The sequence below is a fragment of the Streptomyces albidicamelliae genome, assembly GCF_025642175.1.
Classification (GTDB): Bacteria; Actinomycetota; Actinomycetes; order Streptomycetales; family Streptomycetaceae; genus Streptomyces; species Streptomyces albidocamelliae.
In genome coordinates, this window is the sequence record NZ_CP106795.1 from 1,825,234 (window position 1) to 1,845,490 (window position 20,257).

The 20,257-nt window shown below is 72.1% G+C and carries 20 protein-coding genes, 7 tRNA genes and 1 pseudogene; 12 read left to right on the top strand and 16 right to left on the bottom strand.

Annotation, left to right across the window (positions count from 1 at the left end):
- Window positions 1-73: 73 nt before the first annotated feature.
- Both N8I86_RS08435 and N8I86_RS08440 read left to right on the top strand, forming a co-directional pair.
- Complete coding sequence (locus N8I86_RS08435; RefSeq protein WP_263277502.1) at window positions 74-2,272, top strand: elongation factor G-like protein EF-G2; 2,199 nt, start codon at window positions 74-76, stop codon at window positions 2,270-2,272.
- A gap of 210 nt (window positions 2,273-2,482) precedes the next feature.
- Window positions 2,483-4,129, top strand: a complete 1,647-nt coding sequence (locus N8I86_RS08440; RefSeq protein WP_107423826.1) for a hypothetical protein — start codon at window positions 2,483-2,485, stop codon at window positions 4,127-4,129.
- 80 nt (window positions 4,130-4,209) lie between these two features.
- On the opposite strand, the gene N8I86_RS08445 is transcribed toward N8I86_RS08440, so the two are convergent.
- Window positions 4,210-4,767: an HIT family protein gene (locus N8I86_RS08445; RefSeq protein WP_073899480.1), complete on the bottom strand. Its 558-nt coding sequence runs from the start codon at window positions 4,765-4,767 to the stop codon at window positions 4,210-4,212.
- Window positions 4,768-4,834: 67 nt separating this feature from the next.
- Here N8I86_RS08445 and N8I86_RS08450 point away from each other — a divergent pair, with 67 nt between their 5' ends.
- Window positions 4,835-5,494: a potassium channel family protein gene (locus N8I86_RS08450; protein WP_263277503.1), complete on the top strand. Its 660-nt coding sequence runs from the start codon at window positions 4,835-4,837 to the stop codon at window positions 5,492-5,494.
- A 28-nt stretch (window positions 5,495-5,522) separates the two neighbouring features.
- On the opposite strand, the gene thrS is transcribed toward N8I86_RS08450, so the two are convergent.
- The 3 genes from thrS to N8I86_RS08465 form a co-directional block, all read right to left on the bottom strand.
- Window positions 5,523-7,499, bottom strand: a complete 1,977-nt coding sequence (gene thrS, locus N8I86_RS08455; protein WP_123438499.1) for a threonine--tRNA ligase — start codon at window positions 7,497-7,499, stop codon at window positions 5,523-5,525.
- A gap of 99 nt (window positions 7,500-7,598) precedes the next feature.
- The gene (locus N8I86_RS08460; protein ID WP_263277504.1) at window positions 7,599-8,843 is read right to left on the bottom strand and encodes a hypothetical protein; all 1,245 of its coding nucleotides are present in this window, start codon (window positions 8,841-8,843) and stop codon (window positions 7,599-7,601) included.
- Window positions 8,840-9,406, bottom strand: a complete 567-nt coding sequence (locus N8I86_RS08465; RefSeq protein WP_123438497.1) for a DUF4365 domain-containing protein — start codon at window positions 9,404-9,406, stop codon at window positions 8,840-8,842. The genes N8I86_RS08460 and N8I86_RS08465 overlap by 4 nt, the downstream gene beginning before the upstream one ends.
- 168 nt (window positions 9,407-9,574) lie before the next feature.
- Between N8I86_RS08465 and N8I86_RS08470 the strand changes: the two genes are divergently transcribed.
- Window positions 9,575-10,300, top strand: a complete 726-nt coding sequence (locus N8I86_RS08470; RefSeq protein ID WP_073899490.1) for a 3'-5' exonuclease — start codon at window positions 9,575-9,577, stop codon at window positions 10,298-10,300.
- A gap of 63 nt (window positions 10,301-10,363) precedes the next feature.
- Here the strand turns inward: N8I86_RS08470 and N8I86_RS08475 are convergent.
- The 5 genes and pseudogenes from N8I86_RS08475 to N8I86_RS08490 all read right to left on the bottom strand — a co-directional run bounded on the left by N8I86_RS08475 (window position 10,364) and on the right by N8I86_RS08490 (window position 11,893).
- Window positions 10,364-10,435: transfer RNA gene (locus N8I86_RS08475), tRNA-Val, on the bottom strand.
- 39 nt (window positions 10,436-10,474) lie between these two features.
- On the bottom strand, window positions 10,475-10,921 hold the full coding sequence (locus N8I86_RS08480; protein ID WP_123438496.1) for an SRPBCC family protein: 447 nt from the start codon (window positions 10,919-10,921) through the stop codon (window positions 10,475-10,477).
- A 128-nt stretch (window positions 10,922-11,049) separates the two neighbouring features.
- Window positions 11,050-11,172 (bottom strand): annotated as a pseudogene (locus N8I86_RS39295) (sugar ABC transporter substrate-binding protein); the annotation flags it as partial.
- A gap of 99 nt (window positions 11,173-11,271) precedes the next feature.
- Window positions 11,272-11,343, bottom strand: a tRNA-Val gene (locus N8I86_RS08485).
- 85 nt (window positions 11,344-11,428) lie between these two features.
- Window positions 11,429-11,893 (bottom strand): TIGR02611 family protein, encoded by a 465-nt coding sequence (locus tag N8I86_RS08490; protein ID WP_073899494.1) that lies wholly within the window; start codon window positions 11,891-11,893, stop codon window positions 11,429-11,431.
- 191 nt (window positions 11,894-12,084) lie between these two features.
- Here N8I86_RS08490 and N8I86_RS08495 point away from each other — a divergent pair, with 191 nt between their 5' ends.
- Entirely contained in the window at window positions 12,085-12,498 is a 414-nt protein-coding gene (locus N8I86_RS08495) for an SsgA family sporulation/cell division regulator (RefSeq protein ID WP_004002642.1), read from the top strand.
- A gap of 310 nt (window positions 12,499-12,808) precedes the next feature.
- Window positions 12,809-13,369 (top strand): CGNR zinc finger domain-containing protein, encoded by a 561-nt coding sequence (locus N8I86_RS08500; RefSeq protein WP_073899496.1) that lies wholly within the window; start codon window positions 12,809-12,811, stop codon window positions 13,367-13,369.
- Between the two features lie 83 nt (window positions 13,370-13,452).
- Here the strand turns inward: N8I86_RS08500 and N8I86_RS08505 are convergent, their stop codons facing one another.
- Both N8I86_RS08505 and N8I86_RS08510 read right to left on the bottom strand, forming a co-directional pair.
- The gene (locus N8I86_RS08505; protein ID WP_185091441.1) at window positions 13,453-13,605 is read right to left on the bottom strand and encodes a hypothetical protein; all 153 of its coding nucleotides are present in this window, start codon (window positions 13,603-13,605) and stop codon (window positions 13,453-13,455) included.
- A gap of 154 nt (window positions 13,606-13,759) precedes the next feature.
- Window positions 13,760-14,203 carry a type 2 periplasmic-binding domain-containing protein gene (locus N8I86_RS08510; protein ID WP_263277505.1) on the bottom strand — a complete coding sequence of 148 codons (444 nt, stop codon included), beginning with the start codon at window positions 14,201-14,203 and terminating at the stop codon, window positions 13,760-13,762.
- Window positions 14,204-14,464: 261 nt separating this feature from the next.
- Between N8I86_RS08510 and N8I86_RS08515 the strand changes: the two genes are divergently transcribed.
- A complete protein-coding gene (locus N8I86_RS08515; protein WP_073899500.1) occupies window positions 14,465-14,989 on the top strand; it encodes a DsbA family protein in 525 nt (174 codons plus the stop codon).
- Between the two features lie 37 nt (window positions 14,990-15,026).
- Here the strand turns inward: N8I86_RS08515 and N8I86_RS08520 are convergent, their stop codons facing one another.
- The 3 genes from N8I86_RS08520 to N8I86_RS08530 all read right to left on the bottom strand — a co-directional run bounded on the left by N8I86_RS08520 (window position 15,027) and on the right by N8I86_RS08530 (window position 17,857).
- Complete coding sequence (locus tag N8I86_RS08520) at window positions 15,027-15,851, bottom strand: GNAT family N-acetyltransferase (protein WP_123438494.1); 825 nt, start codon at window positions 15,849-15,851, stop codon at window positions 15,027-15,029.
- A 120-nt stretch (window positions 15,852-15,971) separates the two neighbouring features.
- Window positions 15,972-16,793, bottom strand: a complete 822-nt coding sequence (locus N8I86_RS08525; protein WP_073899505.1) for an aminotransferase class IV — start codon at window positions 16,791-16,793, stop codon at window positions 15,972-15,974.
- Entirely contained in the window at window positions 16,790-17,857 is a 1,068-nt protein-coding gene (locus N8I86_RS08530) for a chorismate-binding protein (RefSeq protein ID WP_073899507.1), read from the bottom strand. The genes N8I86_RS08525 and N8I86_RS08530 overlap by 4 nt, the downstream gene beginning before the upstream one ends.
- 178 nt (window positions 17,858-18,035) lie before the next feature.
- On the opposite strand from N8I86_RS08530, the gene N8I86_RS08535 reads away from it, so the two are divergent.
- The 5 genes from N8I86_RS08535 to N8I86_RS08555 all read left to right on the top strand — a co-directional run bounded on the left by N8I86_RS08535 (window position 18,036) and on the right by N8I86_RS08555 (window position 18,514).
- Window positions 18,036-18,108: transfer RNA gene (locus N8I86_RS08535), tRNA-Gly, on the top strand.
- Between the two features lie 38 nt (window positions 18,109-18,146).
- Window positions 18,147-18,220: transfer RNA gene (locus tag N8I86_RS08540), tRNA-Cys, on the top strand.
- Window position 18,221: 1 nt separating this feature from the next.
- A tRNA-Val gene (locus N8I86_RS08545) sits at window positions 18,222-18,293 on the top strand.
- 48 nt (window positions 18,294-18,341) lie between these two features.
- Window positions 18,342-18,413, top strand: a tRNA-Val gene (locus tag N8I86_RS08550).
- Window positions 18,414-18,442: 29 nt separating this feature from the next.
- Window positions 18,443-18,514: transfer RNA gene (locus N8I86_RS08555), tRNA-Val, on the top strand.
- A gap of 52 nt (window positions 18,515-18,566) precedes the next feature.
- Here N8I86_RS08555 and N8I86_RS08560 read toward each other — a convergent pair.
- Together N8I86_RS08560 and N8I86_RS08565 are read right to left on the bottom strand one after the other, a co-directional pair.
- Window positions 18,567-18,869: a TFIIB-type zinc ribbon-containing protein gene (locus tag N8I86_RS08560; RefSeq protein WP_073899509.1), complete on the bottom strand. Its 303-nt coding sequence runs from the start codon at window positions 18,867-18,869 to the stop codon at window positions 18,567-18,569.
- Between the two features lie 80 nt (window positions 18,870-18,949).
- Complete coding sequence (locus tag N8I86_RS08565) at window positions 18,950-19,939, bottom strand: phosphotransferase family protein (RefSeq protein WP_263277506.1); 990 nt, start codon at window positions 19,937-19,939, stop codon at window positions 18,950-18,952.
- Window positions 19,940-20,257 lie beyond the last annotated feature (318 nt).

The window sequence follows — 20,257 nt, forward strand, 5'->3', positions numbered from 1 at the left end:
CGGAGCCGCCAGTGCACGCGGGTCCCGCGTGTCCGCGCCCACAGTGACCTCACCGTGCACGGGAGGCAGGATCATGGGCGACAAGACACAGACACACCCCGGAGCCGCCGGCAGGGCTCTGGCGGCCGACCGACCCACGTCCGTCCGGAACGTGGTGCTGGTCGGCCACAGCGGAGCGGGCAAGACCACGCTGGTGGAGGCCCTCGCGCTGACCGCGGGGGCGGTGAACCGGGCGGGCCGCGTCGAGGACGGCGGCACCGTGTCCGACTACGACGACATCGAGCACCGGCAGCAACGCTCCGTACAGCTCTCCCTCGTGCCGGTCGAATGGGACGGCATCAAGGTCAACCTGCTCGACACCCCCGGATACGCCGACTTCGTCGGTGAGCTCAGGGCCGGTCTGCGCGCCGCGGACGCGGCCCTCTTCGTCGTCTCGGCCTCGGACGGGGTGGACGGCTCGACCCGGATGGTGTGGGAGGAGTGCGCGGCGGTCGGCATGCCCCGCGCGATCGTGATCACGCACCTGGAGTCCGCGCGCGCCGACTTCGAGGAGACCACGCGGATCTGCGCGGAGGCCTTCGGCGGCGACGACCCCGACGCCGTACTGCCCCTGTACCTGCCGCTGCGCGGCCCCGAGGGCCCGGACGGGCACGCGCCGGTGACCGGGCTGATCGGGCTGCTGTCACGGAAGCTCTTCGACTACGCGGCCGGTGAGCGCAAGGACTCCGAGCCCGGCGAGGACCAGCTGCCGGACATCGAGGAGGCCCGCAACCGGCTCATCGAGGGGATCATCGCCGAGAGCGAGGACGAGACCCTCATGGACCGCTATCTCGGCGGTGAGCAGGTCGACGTCAAGACGCTGATCGAGGACCTGGAGCGGGCCGTCGCGCGTGGCAGCTTCTTCCCCGTCCTCGCCGCCGCGCCCGCCGCCGAGGGCGCCCGCCAGGGACTCGGCACGGTCGAGCTGCTGGAGCTGATCACCGGCGGGTTCCCGACCCCGTTCGAGCACCCCCTGCCCGGTGTCACGACCATCGACGGCGAGCGGCGCGAGCTGAAGCCGTGCGACACCGACGGCCCGTTGGTCGCCGAGGTCGTCAAGACCTCCTCCGACCCGTACGTCGGCCGCATCTCCCTCGTCCGCGTGTTCTCCGGGACGCTGCGCCCGGACCAGACGGTGCACGTCTCCGGGCACGGCCTGGCCGACCGCGGGCACGAGGACCACGACGTCGACGAGAAGATCGGCGCCCTGTCCATGCCCTTCGGCAAGCAGCAGCGTCCGGTGACGCACGCCGTCGCCGGAGACCTGGTGAGCGTGGCCAAGCTGGGCCGTGCGGAGACCGGTGACACGCTGTCCGCGAAGGACGACCCGCTCCTGATGGAGCCCTGGCAGATGCCGGACCCGCTGCTGCCGCTCGCCATCCAGGCGCACAGCAAGGCCGACGAGGACAAGCTGTCCCAGGGCCTGGCCCGGCTGGTCGCCGAGGACCCGACGATGCGCCTGGAGCAGAACCAGGACACCCATCAGGTGGTCCTGTGGTGCCTGGGCGAGGCCCACGCGGACGTCGCCCTCGAACGGCTGCGCAGCCGCTACGGCGTCCAGGTCGACGTCGTCCCCCACCGGGTGTCCCTGCGGGAGACGTTCGCGGCCCGGGCCGGCGGACGCGGACGGCACGTGAAGCAGTCCGGCGGGCACGGGCAGTACGCGATCTGCGAGATCGAGGTGGAGCCGCTGCCGGGCGGCTCGGGCATCGAGTTCGTGGACAAGGTGGTCGGCGGGGCGGTGCCCCGGCAGTTCATCCCGTCCGTCGAGAAGGGCGTCCGGGCGCAGGCCGCCAAGGGCGTGGCCGCCGGGTATCCGCTCATCGACGTCCGGATCACCCTGCTGGACGGCAAGGCGCACTCGGTGGACTCCTCCGACGCCGCCTTCCAGACGGCGGGCGCGCTGGCGCTGCGCGAGGCCGCCGCGGGCGCGCGGATCCATCTGCTGGAACCGGTCGCCGAGGTGACCGTCCTCGTCGGCGACGACTACGTGGGCCCGGTGATGAGCGACCTGTCGAGCCGGCGCGGCCGGCTGCTCGGCACCGAACAGGTGGGTACCGGGCGGACGCTGATCCGGGCCGAGGTGCCGGAGTTCGAGATCGGCCGGTACGCCGTGGACCTGCGCTCGCTGTCGCACGGCACGGCCCGGTTCGACCGGGCGTACGCCCGGCACGAGCCGATGCCGCCGCAGATCGCCGAGCGGATCCGCGAACAGGCGGGTGACGGCGCGTAGTCCTTTCGCGCCCGGCCGGTGCGGGCGGGCGGCTTCGGCCGTCCGCCCGCCGCTTGTCGGTGGCGCCGGATACGCTGATCACCTGATCACGTGGTGCCGCAGCCGTCCGGTCATGGGGGTGGTTTCGGCACGAGGGCCGGGTCAACAGGTGTGCGGGGCAGGGAAGTCGGGAAGGCCGCAGGAGCGACGCCGGCGGTGATGGGGGCGGGAATGTCGTTTGGAACGGAGTGGGACGGGCCCCAGGTGCCCGTCTCGGGCGACGAGGGACAGGCGGCGACCTCCGCGCTGGCTTCCGCCGCGTACCGGGACAGCCCGGTCGAGGAGATCAAGAAGGCCGACAACGAATGGCACCAGTCGACCGTCAAGGCCGGCCGGATGAAGCTGCTCCGGCCCAATCTCGGTGAGTCGTTCTCGCGTGCCGTGATCGACCGGATGCTCGCCCCCGGCCGCAAGCCGCTCATCCAGTCCTTCGGCTCCGAACCGCAGTTCGTGGTGGAGCACTGTCTGGCGGCGAACAACATCCGCCGCGAGCGCGACAACCGCCTGACGGCCGTGACGGTGCTGTGCGGTCTGGTCTTCCTGCCCGGGCTGATCGTCTGGCTGCTCGTCTTCCAGCTGCGCATGTTCGTCGCCCGGCGCGACGACAAGCGGGCCGGCCCCCTCGCCACGGCCCTGCTCCTCGGTGTCGGCGTGCTCGCCGCGCTGTTCTTCGTCAAGATGCCGTTCGGCGGGCTCTGGGCGTGGTACGCCCGTGCGTGCGTCGTCCTGCCCGTGCTGGGCTGGTTCTGGGCCAAGCGGGTCTGCGAGAGCGCCGCCCAGGATCTGCGGGCCCGCTGGGACGGCCTGCTGTCCGGCACCAGCGTCGGCGCCAAGGTCCCGGAGGCCGTGCCGCGCGGGCCCGGCCAGACGGCCGCGGAGGAGCTGCGCCAGTCGCTGGCCCGGCTGAGCGCCGAGCAGCAGTCCAACTCGGTCTTCTACGCCGGCCCCAAGGGCATACTCGGCATGGGCACCCGGTGGGGCGCCTGGCAGCTCGCCGAGGAACTGGTGCCCGCCGACGGCACCAGGGAGATCCACCCCTTCCGCAGCTGGGACGTCATACGCGCGATCCACGACCAGCTGGCCATGCTGGAGCGCGGCCCGCTGAACACGGGCGGCTTCCCCAAGCCGTCCGTGAAGCACTGGATCGTCACGCCGATCGGCGAGAAGGCCGCCGCGGTGTCCCGGCCCGAGGGCACCGACGTCGAGGCCTTCCAGATCAAGCCGCACGCCATACAGGAGATCTGCAACAAGCAGCAGTTCGGCAGCGGTGACCGGCACTATCTGGGCGTCCAGTGGACGCTGTGGGACGGCCAGCTGGTCATCACCATGCTGATCACGGTGACCGTGCTGCACGAGACGCTGCGCATCGAGGTCACCGGGCACGCCCTGGGGCCGGTGAACCCGCTCTTCACCACGAAGCCGGAGGCGCCGGTCAAGGAGGTCGCCAAGTCCTTCAAGCCGTGGGAGAACCGCACGATCAAGCTGCCGCTGGTCACCACCGACGAGGTGGTACGGCTCGCCGCGCGCGCCCCGCTGACCTGGTACCCGCCGCTGCTGAACTGGCTGGGCGGCTCGCTCGGACTGCCCGAGCCGTTCGGTCTGCGGCACGCCTGGGCCGATCAGCCGTGGCGGCACCGCTTCATGGCCGACGACGCGCTGCGCGCGGCCACACCGGTACTGCGGGTGGTGCACTCGGCGGCGATCAGGGTGCTGAAGGAGAACGGCGTGGACACGGAGAAGTTCGGTGCCCGCTCGGCGTTCCTCAGCGGCAACGTCCAGGACCCGACGCCGAGGAAGGCCGACGTGTACGACGCGTAGGCGTCCGGCGGCTCGGCCGAGGGGGTGTCCTCGGCGGCGGTCCGGGAGTCCGGGAGCCGCGCCGCCGCCCCCCCCGGTCGCTAGGCCGGCCAGGCCTCCGCCAGCATCTTGCGGGTGTCCGCCAGGAGCTGCGGCAGGATCTTGGTGTGGCCGACCACCGGCATGAAGTTCGTGTCGCCGCCCCAGCGCGGGACGACGTGCTGGTGCAGGTGGGCGGCGATGCCGGCGCCCGCGACCGTGCCCTGGTTCATGCCGATGTTGAAGCCGTGCGCGCCGGAGGCCGCACGCAGGGCCCGCATCGCCTGCTTGGTCAGCTCGGCGAGTTCGGCGGTCTCCGGCCCGGTCAGCTCGGTGTAGTCGGCCACGTGCCGGTAGGGCACGGTCATCAGGTGGCCGCCGTTGTACGGGTACAGGTTGAGGACCGCGTACACGTGCTCGCCGCGTCGCACGATCAGCCCGTCCTCGTCGGACTTGGCCGGTATCGAGCAGAAGGGGCAGCCGTCGTCCGCCCCCGGACCGGTGGGCTTGTTCTCGCCCTGGATGTAGGCCATCCGGTGGGGCGTCCACAGGCGCTGGAACGCGTCCTGCGTCCCCACTCCGATCTGCTGCTCCGGCTCACTCGTCATGCTAGGCAGCATATGGCTTCGCCCGTTCGCGGCGTGTCGCCGGGGCGCCTCGATGACGGTCACCGGCCAAGCTTGGCCGGTGGACGTCGACAGCCGCGCGGCCCGCTGGGAGCAGCGCACCGAGATCCCGCTCTTCGTGGCGTCGCTGGTCTTCATGGCCGCCTACGCCACCCGCGTCCTGGCCGTGGGCCTGGCGCACTGGCGGGACCTGTGCCTGTGGGTGATGCTCGCCCTCTGGGCGGTGTTCGCCGCCGACTACCTGGTGCGGTGGCGCCTGGGGGGGCAGCGTTTCCTGCGCTTCGTCAGCACGCACTTCCTGCACACCGTCGTGGTCGTCCTGCCGCTGCTGCGCCCGCTGCGGATCGTCCCGCTCTACGACGTCATCCAGCGCCGGCAGGGCGAACCCAGGCTCTCCCTGTACGCCCGGGTGATCTCCTACGCGAGCCTGTCCACGCTGCTGCTGGGCTTCGCGGGTGCCCTCGCGGTGTTCCAGCAGGAGCGCGGGGCGCCCGGCGCCACCATGACGACCTTCGGGGACGCGGTGTGGTGGGCCGCGTCGACGCTCAGCACCGTCGGCTACGGCGACATCACCCCGGTGACCAGGCTCGGGCGGACGATCGCGATCGGGATGATGGCCTGCGGGATCGGCCTGCTCGGCGCGGTGACGGGTTCGTTCTCGTCCTGGCTGATGCAGACGTTCACACGGGGCAGCGACAGAAAAGGGCCCCCGGGACCGTGATCCCGGGGGCCCTCGCGGCTCAGGCGGTTCAGACCTGGGTCCGCTCCTCCACGATCTTCGCGATCTTGGCGATCGCCTCGTCGAAGGGGATGCCGTTCTCCTGGGAGCCGTCGCGGTAGCGGAAGGACACCGAGCCGTTCGACATGTCCTCGTCGCCCGCGATGACCATGAAGGGCACCTTCTGCTTCTGGGCGTTGCGGATCTTCTTCTGCATGCGGTCCGAGGAGGAGTCCACCTCGACGCGCAGCCCCTGCTTCTTGGCCGCGGCGGCGAACTTCTCCAGGTACTCCACGTGCGCGTCGCCGATCGGGATGCCGAGTGCCTGCACGGGGGCCAGCCACGCCGGGAAGGCGCCCGCGTAGTGCTCCAGCAGCACGGCGAAGAACCGCTCGATGGAGCCGAACAGGGCGCGGTGGATCATGACCGGGCGCTGCTTGGCACCGTCGGGGCCGGTGTACTCCAGGTCGAACCGCTCGGGCAGGTTGAAGTCGAGCTGGATGGTCGACATCTGCCAGGTGCGGCCGATGGCGTCCTTGGTCTGCACGGAGATCTTCGGGCCGTAGAAGGCGGCGCCGCCCGGGTCGGGCACGAGGGGCAGGCCCTGCTTCTCGGCGACCTGGCGGAGCGTCTCGGTGGCCTCCTCCCAGACCTCGTCGGAGCCGACGAACTTCTCCGGGTCCTTGGTGGACAGTTCCAGGTAGAAGTCGGTCAGGCCGTAGTCGCGCAGCAGCCCGAGGACGAAGGTGAGCGTCTTGTCGAGTTCCTCCGACATCTGCTCACGGGTGCAGTAGATGTGCGCGTCGTCCTGCGTGAAGCCGCGGGCGCGGGTCAGGCCGTGCACGACGCCGGACTTCTCGTACCGGTACACGGTCCCGAACTCGAAGAGGCGCAGCGGCAGTTCGCGGTAGGAGCGGCCGCGCGCGTCGAAGATCAGGTTGTGCATCGGGCAGTTCATGGGCTTGAGGTAGTAGTCCACGCCCTCGTCGAGCTGCATGGGCGGGTACATGCCGTCGGCGTACCAGTCCAGGTGCCCGGACGTCTCGAAGAGCTTCCCCTTCGTGGCGTGCGGGGTGTAGACGAACTCGTAGCCCTCTTCCTCGTGGCGGCGGCGCGAGTAGTCCTCCATCACGCGGCGGACGATGCCGCCCTTGGGGTGGAAGACGGCGAGGCCGGAGCCGATCTGCTCCGGGATGGAGAACAGGTCCAGCTCGCTGCCGAGCTTGCGGTGGTCGCGCTTCTCGGCCTCGGCGAGGAAGTCCAGGTGCGCCTTCAGCTCGTCCTTGGACGGCCAGGCGGTTCCGTAGATGCGCTGGAGCATCGGGTTCTTCTCGCTGCCGCGCCAGTAGGCGGCCGCGTTGCGCATCAGCTTGAACGCCGGGATCAGCCGGGTGGTCGGCAGGTGGGGACCGCGGCAGAGGTCCTTCCAGCACAGCTCGCCGGTCTTGGCGTCCAGGTTGTCGTAGATCGTCAGCTCGCCGGCGCCGACCTCGACGTCCGCGCCGTCGTCGTGGGACGCGGAGCCCTTGAGGCCGATCAGCTCCAGCTTGTACGGCTCGTCGGCCAGCTCCTCGCGGGCGGCCTCGTCGGTGACGACACGACGGGAGAAGCGCTGGCCGCGCTTCTGGATCTCCTGCATCTTCTTTTCGATGGCCTTGAGGTCATCGGGGTGGAAGGGCTTCTCGACGTCGAAGTCGTAGTAGAAGCCGTCCTTGACGGGCGGGCCGATGCCCAGCTTGGCCTCGGGAAACAGCTCCTGCACGGCCTGCGCCATGACGTGCGCGGTGGAGTGGCGCAGGATGTTCAGGCCGTCCTCGGAGGAGATCTCGACGCCCTCGACCTCGTCGCCGTCGGACAGCTCGTGGCTGAGGTCCCGCAGCTCGCCGGCCACGCGCGCGGCGATGATCGAGCGCTCGCCCGCGAAGAGGTCGGCGGCCGTAGTGCCCGTCGTCACCACGCGTTCTTCCCGCTCGGAATCGCGTTGGATGATCACACGGACGTCTGACACCGGTCTCTCCTGACTGAAGGTGGGATGCGGCGCCATACCAGGAGCGCGCGCACAGGCGATCGTACCGACCCGACGGCACCGACCGCGAAACGGTCACCGTCAGTCCGCGTCCCCGTACGCTCCCGCCTCCCCCTCTCCGCACGCCTCCTCGAAGAAGTCGAGGTTCTCCTGGAGGGCCTTCATCAGCCGGTCCCGCTCGGCGTCGTCCACCTGCACGGGTACGACGCCGGAGGCGCCGGTGAGCCGGCGGAAGCCGCCCCGCCGCTCCAGCCGGCCGTGCACCCGGACGGGCAGTCCGACGAGGTGGGCGTGGCCGGCGATGCGGTAGTCCTCCTCGTCGAGGGTGACGCGGAGGTGCGGGACCTCGACGCCGGCGAGGACGCGCAGGCGGACGGTGCCCTCGCCGGTGGGGCCGGAGCGGCGCATGCGGACGACGGCACCCGTGACGCGGACCGGCACGGAGGGCTCCTCGCGCAGATAGCGGGCCGCGGCCTCGCGGAGCACGGGCAGGTCGCCCGGTGAGAACTCGACGGGTTCGGCGGAGGCGGCGCAGCCCTCGGGCACGCCGGCCCCGGGGGCCCAGGCGACGGCGACGCGGGCGCCCTCGGTGCCCCGCACGAGCGCGCCGAGCGCCTCGGTGAGTTCGCGGCTGACGCCGGCCTCGACGGCGCCGTCGAAGGCGTCCATGCCGCCGGTGGCCCGCCGGTAGTCGATGGCCTCCCGGGTGGCGTAAAGGGCCTGGTGGAGCCGTACGGCGAGGTGCCGGCCGGTGGCCGCGGGCACGAAGGCGGTGAGGGTGCGGCCCTCGGTGGCGGGTCCGACGAGGACGTCCTCCATGAGGGCGGCGGCCGGTCTGCGGTGGCGGGCGCCGTAGTAGCCGGCCCGGGCCCGGGTGGCGAGCGCGGCGGCGAGCAGCATCTGCCGGGCGGCGGCGCGCAGTTGCTCGTCGGCCGTCCAGTGCGCGGCGCCCACGGGCCCCCTGGGGGTGTCCCGCCACCAGCGGATCTCGTCGCTCGGTACGGCGAGGGAGATGAGGACCTCGCGGGCGGAGGGGGTGTCACTGCGGGCCAGCGCGTCGAGGGCCTCGCCGAGCAGGTCGTCGCTGTCCGGGAAGGCGCGGTTCTCCGGCACGAGCAGGCTGGTGCCGCCGGCGCCCGGGCCGGGCGGGGTCCAGCGGCCGTACCTTCCGGCGGCACCTCCGCGCCGCTGCCAGCCGTGCCGGCGCAGCAGGGCGCCGAGCACGGCCGGGTCGACCTCGGCGGGCTCCGGAGGGCGGTTCCAGGGGAGGTCGTCGGGGTGCTGCCGGACCGGCCGGGCCGGCTCGTCGTACGGACGGCTCCTCATGGCCTGCCTCCCGTCCCGACCCGCGTCATGATCTCGCACAGCGCCCGGTCGTCGAAGATGCGCGCGGTCGGTATCCGCACGGTGGTCCGGTGCCGGCCGGTGACCGGGTGGCCGGCCAGGTTGACCCAGTAGCAGCAGTGCCGCAGGTCGAGCCGGTCGTGGCTCGCGCGCAGCCAGTCGTCCTGGGCGCGCGGCACCAGCATGACGACCAGGATCTTGTGCACCGAGACGGGAGTGCGGGCCAGCTTGCGCAGGTGGTCGTTGTCGAGGGTGAAGGAGAAGAAGCGGCCCGGCGGGTTGGGCGGGACCTGGTAGGTGCACTTCAGCTGCACCTTGATGGTGACCTCGTCGTCGACGGTGTGTCCGGGTGCGCTGTGGCTGACGTGCCAGTCGATGCCGTTGTCCGGGAAGGGCTGGGACAGCGAGCAGCCGGCCGCGGCGGCGACCGCGTGCAGATAGCCGACCTGCAGTGTCTCCATGCAGGCGGTGGTGGCGAGCGTGCCGCGGAGGGTGCCCGGGCGGTCGGGCAGCAGCCCGCCCCGCTCGGGCTGCGCTATGGCCATGACCAACAGCCTTCCAAGCAATGAGTTTTCCCGCTGTGGGCCGCTGAACTGCAAAGACCCGTATTCCTGTTGTCTCCTTCCGGCGTACGTCGCAAACGGCCCGGGTATCACCAAACAGGCAGAAGACGGAACGTCACCTGCCATGGGTGAACGAGGAGTTGTGTGCGGATGACGACCTGGTACGAGGGGCCGCTGGCGGCCTTCGACACGGAGACGACGGGCGTGGACGTCGAGACCGACCGGATCGTGTCGGCCGCCGTCGTCGTCCAGGATGCGCCGGGCACCCGGCCCCGGATCACTCGCTGGCTGGTGAATCCGGGGGTCGCGGTGCCCGAGGCGGCGACGGCGGTGCACGGGCTGACGCAGGAGCACCTGCAGCGCAACGGCCGCTGGCCGGCGCCGGTGATGTACGAGATAGCCGAGCAGCTGGCGGAGCAGGCGGCGATGCGGCGGCCGGTGGTGGTGATGAACGCGCCGTTCGATCTGACGCTGCTGGACCGGGAGTTGCGCCGGCACCGGGCGTCCGGGCTGGACCGCTGGCTGGAGCCGGTGCCGTTGCGGGTGCTGGACCCGAGGGTGCTGGACAAGCATCTGGACCGATACCGCAAGGGGCGCCGCACGCTGACCGACCTGTGCGGGCACTACGGTGTGACCCTGCAGGACGCGCACGACGCGGCGGCGGACGCACTGGCCGCGCTGGACGTCGTACGGGCCCTGGGCCGGCGGTTCGCGACCCGGCTGGAGCGGCTGTCCCCGGCGGATCTGCACACCCTCCAGGCCAACTGGCATGCGGCGCAGGCCCGTGGGCTCCAGGCCTGGTTCGCGCGCAGCGGTTCGGAGGAGATCGTCAACACGGAGTGGCCGCTGCGGCCGGAGCTGCCGGCGGCGGCGTAGCGCCGGCAGCGGCCGCCGCCGTCAAAAGAGCCGGTCCGCTGCTGCGGACCGGCTCTTTCCCGGTGGGCGATACTGGGTTCGAACCAGTGACCTCTTCGGTGTGAACGAAGCGCTCTCCCACTGAGCTAATCGCCCGGGAACGCACTGAACAATACAGGTCCGGGAGCCGTTCGTTCAAACCGCTCGCAGGTACCGCAGCAGTCCGCGCCGTCCGGCCCGCATCATCAGCCGGTGATTGGCGCGGAAGACGGGCCGTCCGGGGACGGCCAGCCGCCTGAGCAGCGGCTTGCGCACGTCGACCTCCTGGTCGTACCGGACGAGCGCGCCGGCACCGGCGGGGGTGACCGTCCAGCGCGCCCACCCCTCGATGTCCCCGGTCATGTCCACCGCCAGGATGCCCGCGGCCGGGTCACGGCCGGCGGTACGCGCGGTGAAGGTCATGGCGTACGGCAGCAGGGAGCGGATGGTGATCACACCGGTCTCGTCGTCCAGCCGGGTCACCGTCCGCACCTGTGGCCACCATCGGGGGTAGTCCTCGGGCCGCTCCAGCGCCGCGTACACCGTCGCGGGCGGGGCGGGCAGGGACCACAGGGTCCGGAAGCGGTAGTGGTTCCAGTCCATGACCGGAGTCTGCCCGGCCGGGCGGGCCTCTCCTCGCCGGGCGGCGCCGGGTTCGACGCGGCGAAGCGGAATAGGCCGAAGAACGAGACGACGCGCGGGCCGACCGGAGTGACTGGGGCTCAGATTTGTGCCGGCACTCGGGACTTGAGGCCCACGGGAATTCCGCGCTTGTCGTACTTGCGAAGAAATGCGACGGCATTCCGGAAGACGTGCGAGGTATTTCCGCCGGCCGCCCGCGTCCGGAACTTCTCCCCGCGGCAATGCCGCGCCCGAAGCGGCCCACCGCGTGAGCCAGGGGGCGGGTACGACGACGGCCCACCTGCTCGAAGCAGATGGGCCGTCGGTCCGGGTGGGCGATACTGGGTTCGAACCAGTGACCTCTTCGGTGTGAACGAAGCGCTCTCCCACTGAGCTAATCGCCCGGGCGCAGGAAGAACATTACCCGATGTCAGGGGGTGGTCCCGACCGGGGGCCGGACCGGCGGGCGGCCGGGCCCCGGGCGGCGGCTCACTGGTCCTTGATCTTCCACGGCATGACGACGCCGAACTTCCACAGGTAGATCCCCACCAGCACGCCCACGATCACCAGACCGATCACGGTGAGGGTGATGTTGCGCCGGCGCACCTGGGGATCGAGGGCTCGCTGGGCGGCCTCGGTGACTTTGCGTTTCGTCCAGCGGAGCACCAGCTGGGCCCAGACGAACTCGGTCGCCCAGATCGCCATGCCGCCGAAGATCACCACCCAGCCGGGTCCCGGCAGCGGCAGCATCACGATGCCCAGGGCAACGACCGCCAGGCCGAGCACGAAGACACCGACCTGCCAGCTCACGTGCAGGGCCCGGCGGGCCTTGATGAATTCCGGCGCACGGGAGCCGAGGCCCCGCTCGGCGTCCGCTTCGCTCACTCGATCGTCCGCCTTCCGCTCGTCCCCGGCCACTGCGACCTCGCCCGGCTCGTCACTCCCCGTATTCATACAGACAAACCCTACCGGAGTGAATCCAGTCACCGGAATGGTCGTAGATCTGGTACGAGTTCTCGGCCGGAAGAGTTACGTAAAGCCAGGCAAAACTCCCAGAGGGGTTTACAACGGCACCGTAGGTGGCATGTCGATTTCGCCGACGTGCGAATCCCCGAGCGCACACTGAGCGAAAGGCCCTGGCGCTTATGAACACCACGGTCAGCTGCGAGCTGCACCTGCGCCTCGTTGTGTCGAGCGAGTCCTCCCTGCCTGTCCCCGCAGGCCTGCGGTACGACACGGCCGACCCCTACGCCGTGCACGCCACCTTCCACACCGGAGCCGAGGAGACCGTCGAGTGGGTGTTCGCCCGCGACCTCCTCGCCGAGGGGCTGCACCGGCCCACCGGCACCGGCGACGTCCGCGTCTGGCCATCGCGCAGCCATGGTCAGGGCGTCGTCTGCATCGCCCTCAGCTCCCCTGAGGGAGAGGCTCTGCTGGAGGCCCCGGCGCGGGCCCTGGAGTCCTTCCTGAAGCGAACCGACGCCGCCGTGCCGCCCGGCACGGAGCACCGGCACTTCGACCTGGATCAGGAGCTCTCGCACATCCTGGCGGAGAGTTAGGTCGCCGCCACCCCAAGCAGCCCGGCGCCGTCCACTCGGGGAGACGGCTCGGGCCAAGACAACCGCATACGGCACAGGCCGGCGCCGTCACCGTGAGCGTTCGCGGGACGGTGTCGGCCTGTGCCCGTGCGCCCGTGCCGCGCCTGGGCGGCTCCTCGGCCCCTGCGCCGCGCGTCCGGGAACCGCCCGGGGCGCGGAGGCGTTCTACCGGCAGTCGAGGTCGAGCGGGACCGGTGCGGTGGGCGCGTTGTCGCTACCATCGGCCAGCATCGGCGGGCGCCCGCCCGACCACCAGGCCAGGGAGCGAAACGTGCTGATCACCCACGACACCCGGTGCGCACTCGACACCGTGGTGGATCTGGTGAACTCCGCGCCGGAGGACGACACCTCCACGGACGGACTGCAGGATGTCGCGGCTCTCGCCGACTTCGTGCGAAACCACGAAATCAGCGATGTCGGGGTGCTGTCCGAGTTCGACCTCTCGGCGGTGCGCAAGATCCGCGGCCGGTTCGCGGGGATCTTCGCGGCGCCGGACGCCCGGGCCGCCGCGGGGATGATCAACGAGCTGGTGGCCGCGGCCGGCACCACACCGCGTCTCACGGACCACGACGGCTACGACTGGCATGTGCACTACTTCGCCCCCGGGGCGTCCGTGGCCGATCACCTCGCCGCGGACTGCGGAATGGCGCTCGCCTTCTTCGTGGTCGCCGGAGAACAGGAGCGGCTGCGGCGCTGTGAGGCACCGGACTGCCGGCGCGCCTTCGTCGATCTGTCCCGCAACCGCTCGCGCCGCTACTGCGACAGCCGGACCTGCGGGAACCGGCTGCATGTCGCCGCCTACCGGGCGCGGCGCAAGGAAGCGACGGGCTGACCCGGCCGGGCCGGGGGGCGGCCCCCTCACGGCCCGTGGCGACGTCTGTCCCGGCGGGTGGCGCCGGGACGGACGCGTACGGCTCACAGCAGCAGCAGGTCGTGCAGCGCACCCATGAGCAGCAGACACCCGATCACCGCAAGGAAGATCATCAGCGGTGGCTGGGAAAGGGCGAAGAGGCATCCGCGCGGCTCGTCCTTGGGCGGCGCGGCCTCGCTCTGTGTTGTGTCCAGCATCTCGCGGCCGATGATGACCCACCCGGCGCCCCGAACGCGATCAGCACTCGGGGATCTTGCGGGACTTCACCGAAACCGTGATCTCTCGTTCGTCTCATGAACGATTCCGGACGTCACGGGACCCACTGTGTCGTTTCCGTGAATGGTGTGACTGTCATATGCCGTGCTTGTTGAGGATGGCCTCGATGTCGCTGAAGTCGTCGGCCGAGTCGGCGGCGCGGGGGGCGGCGGCCGGCCGCGACGCGGGGCGTGAGCCCTGGCCCAGGGAGGGCGCCGAGGCCGCGGGGGCCACCGCCTCCCGCCGGTCGCCCTTGGCCGCCTTGCGCTCGGCACCGGCGCCGCCACGCCGGCGCTCCACCGCGCGGGTGCCCGCGAGCAGCAGCCAGGCGGCGCCCAGCAGCCCGAAGCCCGCCCAGGCCGTGGGACTGAGCGCGGTGTCGGCGAGCCAGCCGACGACTCCGGTCATCACCAGGCCGACCGGTACGAGGGAGTAGGCCGCGATGCGGGCCGCCGACAGAAAGCGCCTGCGGTAGGCCGTGACCACCGCGATGCCCAGGCCCGCCGCGGACACGGCGGAGCAGACGGTCTCGGCAATCATCCGGTCCTCCTGGCGGGCTCGGTCGGGTGGCGATCGGCGGTCGGGTGGCGATCGGCCAAGCGCACACCGGCGTCCGCGGATGCGCTTCGTCCCTTCCATCCTGCACCGCCCGGCCGCCGTGATGCCATGGTCCCGGCGGACATCAGGGACATCTCCGGGTCGGCTCCTCCTGGAGTGCCGGTCGCCTCCTCCCCCGCTCCGGCCCGGAGCCCCGCGCCGGTCGATTGGGTCGGCCGCGCCCGGCCTGGAACACTGGTGCGCATGAGCGACTCCTCCCCGGCCCGCACCGATGCCCTCGTCCTCGACGTCTGGTGCGAACTGCAGTGCCCCGACTGCCGCACCGCCCTGGACGACGTCCGCGCCCTGCGCGCCCGCTACGGCGACCGGCTGGAGCTGCGCCTGCGGCACTTCCCGCTGGAGAAGCACAAGCACGCCTTCGCCGCCGCGCAGGCCGCCGAGGAGGCGCTGGAGCAGGGCAAGGGCTGGCCGTACGTGGAGGCCGTGCTGGAGCGGGTGGCGGAGCTGGACCGGCAGGGTGAGTCCCTGCTGGTCGAGGTGGCCCGCGAACTCGGTCTGGACGCCGAGGAGTTCGACACCGCGCTGATCGACGGCCGGCACATCCTGATCGTCGACGCCGACCAGGCCGAGGGCAAGGCCGTCGGCGTGACCGGCACCCCGACGTACGTCATCGGCGGCGAACGCCTCGACGGCGGCAAGAGCCAGGAGGGGCTGCGCGAGCGGATCGAGGAGATCGCCGACCGGCTGCTGGCCGAGCGGGAGGCCTGAGCCGGCGGCACCCCGCCGGGAACCCCCCGCCGGGGGCCTACAGCAGGGGCTTGGCGAGGGAGTGGGTCACCGTCGCGTAGCCGAGTGAGGCGTACAGCCGCTCGGCCGGGGTGTTGCCCGCGAAGACGTTGAGGCCGAGGACCGGGCGGCCGGCCTCGATCGCCTGGCGCTCGGCCAGCAGCATGAGCGTGCGGCCATGGCCCCGGCCGCGAGACGCCGCGTCGACCCGGACGTCGTAGACGAAGGCCGCGGCCTCCTGGAGGGCCAGCCAGAGGGTGCCGACACGGGTCCCGTCGTGCTCCAGAACGCTGAAGACCATCCCGTCGGTGGCGAGGCCCCGCGGCAGCAGCCGCGCGTGGTCGTCGGCCGCCTTGGCGCGGGCCGCGGCCTCGGGGACGCCCCGCTCGATCCACTGGCGGGCGTAGGTCTCGCGCTCGTGCTCCTGCCACGCCGCGAACTCGGCCCCCGTCGTGGGACGCGCCCGGCTGCCCGGCGGCAGCTCGGGCGGAGCGGTGCCGAGGCGCTTCTCCATGCCCCGGTTGCGCACGGTGTACCCGAGGGCGTCGAACAGCCGCAGCGCGGCCTCCGCGGCGGCGGGGACGACCGTCTCGATCTGCCGGCAGCCCCAGCCGCGCGCCACCTCCTCCGCGGCGAGCGCGGCCACCGTGCCCCGGCCGCGCCGCCGGTCCGGTTCCTCGACCCGTAGCTCGAGGACGCGGGCCACCGAGGCGCCGAGGGAGGGTGAGGTGCCGAGATGGATCTCGCCGACGGGACGGCTGTTCACACACACCTGGAAGCGGCGTGAACGGGTCCCGTCGGGGTGGTGCCGGAGCGGCTCGCTCGGCCGCAGGGTCGTGGTCATCACTGGTGTTCTACCCGCGACGGCCGGTCCCGTCAGCCCGTTTTCCGCCTCGGTGAAGGGCGTTCGCGCGCCACCACCGGTCCACGGGACCGGTGACGCCCGTTCCGCCGCCCGCCCCGGTCAGGGGTCCAGGTCCTGCCCGGCCCGCTCGTCGAAGATCCGCATCGCCTTGGCCGTCACCGGACCGGGGGCGCCGTCCAGCTCCTGGTCGTCCACCCGGTGCACCGCCTGCACGTCCCGCAGGGTGGAGGTCAGGAAGACCTCGTCGGCCCGGTCGAGCACGTCCAGCGGCAGGTCGGTCTCCCTGGCGCCCGTCCACTCGATCGCCAGGGCGCGGGTGATGCCGGGCAGACAGCCCGAGGCGACCGGCGGGGTGTGGATCTCGCCGTCCAGGACGACGAAGACGTTCGAGCCGGTGCCCTCGCAGAGCTGCCCGACCGTGTTGCCGAACAGCGCCTCGGACGCGCCGTGTTGGTGGGCGCGGGCCAGGGCGACCACGTTCTCGGCGTACGAGGTGGTCTTCAGGCCGGTCAGGGCGCCCCGCTCGTTGCGCGTCCACGGGACCGTGATCACGGCCGTGACGTCCGGCCGGCGGGTGGTCTCGCCGACGGCGGCGAACAGGGTCGGGCCGTGCTCGCCGCGGTCGGAGCCGAGCGGGCCGTGGCCGCCGGTGTAGGTGATCCGCAGCCGGCCGAGCGGCATCGGGTTGGCCTCCAGGACCGCCGCGCAGGCCTCGCGCACCTCGTCGTGGTCGGGGTCGGGCAGCCCGAGGCCACGGGCGGACCGGGTCAGCCGGTCCAGGTGCCGGGTGAGCGCGAAGGGTTTGCCGTGGACCGCCTTCACCGTCTCGAAGATGCCGTCGCCGACCGTCAGTCCGTGGTCGAAGACGGAGACACGCGCGGACTCCAGGTCCCGCAGCTCGCCGTCCAGCCAGATCCTCATGCGAACGCCCTTCCGCTCTCCTCGTACGTCCCCGACGCTACCGCCAGCAGCCGGGACGCCTTCAGCTCGGTCTCCCGCCACTCGCCGTCGGGGTCCGACCCCCAGGTGATGCCGGCGCCGGTGCCGAAGCGCAGGACGCCCTCGGCGCGGTCGATCCAGAAGGTACGGATGCCCACCGCGAGCTCGCCGGTGCCCCGGTCGGCGTCCACCCAGCCGATGCCGCCGCAGTACGGGCCGCGCGGGGCCGTCTCCAGGGCCTCGATGATCCGCAGCGCGCTCGACTTCGGCGCACCGGTCACCGAGCCGGGCGGGAAGGCCGCCGCGAGCAGCTCCGGCCATCCGGCGCCCTCCGCCAGCTCGCCGCGGACCGTGGACACCAGGTGGACCAGGCCGGGGTGCTTCTCCACCGCGCACAGGTCGGGCACCGAGACGCTGCCGGTCGCGCAGACCCGTCCGATGTCGTTGCGGACGAGGTCCACGATCATCACGTTCTCGGCGTAGTCCTTCTCCAGGAGATCCGCCTCGGTGCGTCCGGTGCCCTTGATGGGGCCGGACTCCACGACCCTGCCGTCCCGGCGCAGGAACAGCTCGGGCGAGGCGGTGGCGATCTCCACGCCGTGCTCCGGCAGCCGGATCGTCCCCCCGTACGGCGCCGGGTTGCCGCGGGCGAGCAGCGAGGTCAGGGCGTCCACGTCGGCGTCGGGGGCGACGGGCGCGGCGAGCACCCGGCAGAGGTTGGCCTGGTAGACCTCGCCGGCCGCGATGTGCTCGCGTATCCGGCGGACGGCCGCCGTGTACGCGGCGCGGTCCAGGGAGGTGGTCCACTCCCCCACGGCCGGCCCCCGCCAGCCGCCCGGCACCGGCGCGGGCACCGGCTCCTCCCGTACGTCGGCGAAGCGGGCGCAGGTGAGGCGGCCCTCGAAGTCCGCGCACACGGCCCAGAAACCGGTGGAGTCCAGGGCGGCCGGATCGCTGGTGACGTCGAGGAGGCCGGTGGCGACGCGGTCGCCGAAGCGGGCCAGCGGTGAGAGCCGGGAAGCGGGGCCGGAAGGGTGGTGGAGCACGTGGTCGAGTCTAGGTCGGGTGTCGGACAGCTGGCCCGGGGACGTCCCTGCGGGGGCCCTGACCACGAGGTCCGCCGGATGCACCGCAGCACGCTGCGCAAACGCGTTTTTGTACTGGCCCGGGAATCCGCTAGAGTTCAACACGTCGCCGGGACGCGGAAGCGGACCGAAACGACAGGCGGACGTAGCTCAGTTGGTAGAGCGCAACCTTGCCAAGGTTGAGGTCGCGAGTTCGAGCCTCGTCGTCCGCTCGAAGGAAGAAGGGGTCGTCCCGATCCCCTACACTCCTGGTGGAGTGGCCGAGAGGCGAGGCAACGGCCTGCAAAGCCGTCTACACGGGTTCAAATCCCGTCTCCACCTCCAAGGACGATTAGCTCAGCGGGAGAGCGCTTCCCTGACACGGAAGAGGTCACTGGTTCAATCCCAGTATCGTCCACTGGATCTTCTTCGAAGGTCCGAGGGTCTTCTCGAAGATCCGTACCCCGCGCGATTAGCTCAGCGGGAGAGCGCTTCCCTGACACGGAAGAGGTCACTGGTTCAATCCCAGTATCGCGCACCGACTGTGACTCCAGGGTCACAGCCCGCGGACGATTAGCTCAGCGGGAGAGCGCTTCCCTGACACGGAAGAGGTCACTGGTTCAATCCCAGTATCGTCCACACACCGAAGCCCCCGGCCGTCTCGTACGGCCGGGGGCTTCGTCGTGCGCGCTCAGCTGGAGAAGAGCATGTGGCCGAAGCTCTTGTGGCGGTGGTGCCCGTAGTGGCCGTGGCCGCCGCCGTGGTGGCCGCCGCCGTGCGGGGCTCCCCAGGCCGGCGCGGAGGGGGCGGCCGGGTACGCCTGCGGGGCCGGCGGGGGCGGCGGCGCGGGCTGGGTCCACTGGGACTCCAGGCGGGTCAGCGACTCCAGCTCGCCGTAGTCGAGGAAGATGCCGCGGCAACCGCTGCACTGCTCGATCTGGACGCCATTGCGGTTGTAGGTGTGCATGGGCGCATGGCACTTCGGACACTGCATGGTCGGCTCAACTCCTCGCCGGTCGGTCGTGCTTCGTGTTTCCCCAGGACAGACTCCGTCCGCCCCCGGGCGGTTGCAGCCTAGTCCGACAATCCGGGGGTCAAATGGCGGGGGACGGACGTCATTCGGTCGCAGGCGTCGACCAGGGCCTGCTCCACCTCGTCCAGGGGGCGGTCCGCGGCGAGCGCCTTGGTGATCGTCAGGGCGGCCGTCTGCACGGTGAGCGCGCGGGCCGGCACGTCCAGGGCGGCCCAGGGGTCGCCGTCCGGGGGCACGGCCGGGCCGCCCGCCCGCCGGTAGGCGGTCAGGAAGCGGGTCCACTCGTCGGGTGGGAGGAGTCCGCAGGCGTACCAGGCCGCGGGGCGCGCGAGGTCCCAGGCCGGGACGCCGACGCCGAGGTCGTCCACGTCGATCAGCCGCCAGGGGCCGTCGGGGGCCGGGTGCCGGACGAGCTGGCCGAGATGGAGATCGCCGTGGCACAGGGCGGCCGGTCCCGGCATGGGCACTTCCGCCCTGGCCCAGGCGGGGAGCCCGGTCCAGGCCCGGAGCACGGGTACGGCGGCCGCGTGCGCGGCGGACTCGCGGGGGACGCCGTGCAGGGCGGTGCGCAGGCGGCGGACGGCACGGGCGGCCTTGGCGGGGCCCCGCATGGGGGGCAGGGCCGCTGGGCCCGCCGGACCGCCGCCGCCCACGGCGAGCGGATCGGTGCCGTGCAGGCGGGCCAGCAGCGTGGCGGCGGCCTCCCAGGGGGCCGCGTCCGGATCGTCGGGGTCGACGGGGGCGCCGTACGGCCAGAAGGTCACCAGGCGGTCGCGCAGGGGAACCGGGGCGGGGGTGAGCGGGGCGAGGAGGACGTCGGGGAGGTACGCCGCCACGGCCAGGCGGATGCCGAGCCCGGCGGGGTCGGTGTCGGGGGCATGGGCCTTGGCGACGGTGCCGGCGTGCCGGACGACCGTGGCGTCGGGGCGGTCGGCGAGGGTGACGGGGGTGCCGCACGCGCAGGCGGCCGCGCCGGTGTGGCGGTGGGCGGCGGCTTCGGCCTGCGCGGTGAGTACGGGAAGGAGGCTCACGGGTCCCTCGGGGTCGGGCGGGAGTGCGGGGTGAGCGTACGCGGGCGGGGGCACGGGGCGCACGGGCTCTGTCGCGGTGGGGTGCGGGGTGACGGGAGCGGGTGGGCGGACGGGTGGCGTGGGGTGCGTGGTGGCGGTTGCCGCTGGGTGGACAGCCGGCGTGGGCTGCGGCGTGCTCCGTGCCGCTGCGTGGACAGGTGACGTGGGCTACGCGGTGATCCGTGCCGACGCGCGGACAGCTGGAGCAAGCCGCGTGGTGACCGGAGCCGCCGGGCGGAGAGCTGGCCTGGGCCGCGTGGTGATCCGTGCGGGCGTGCG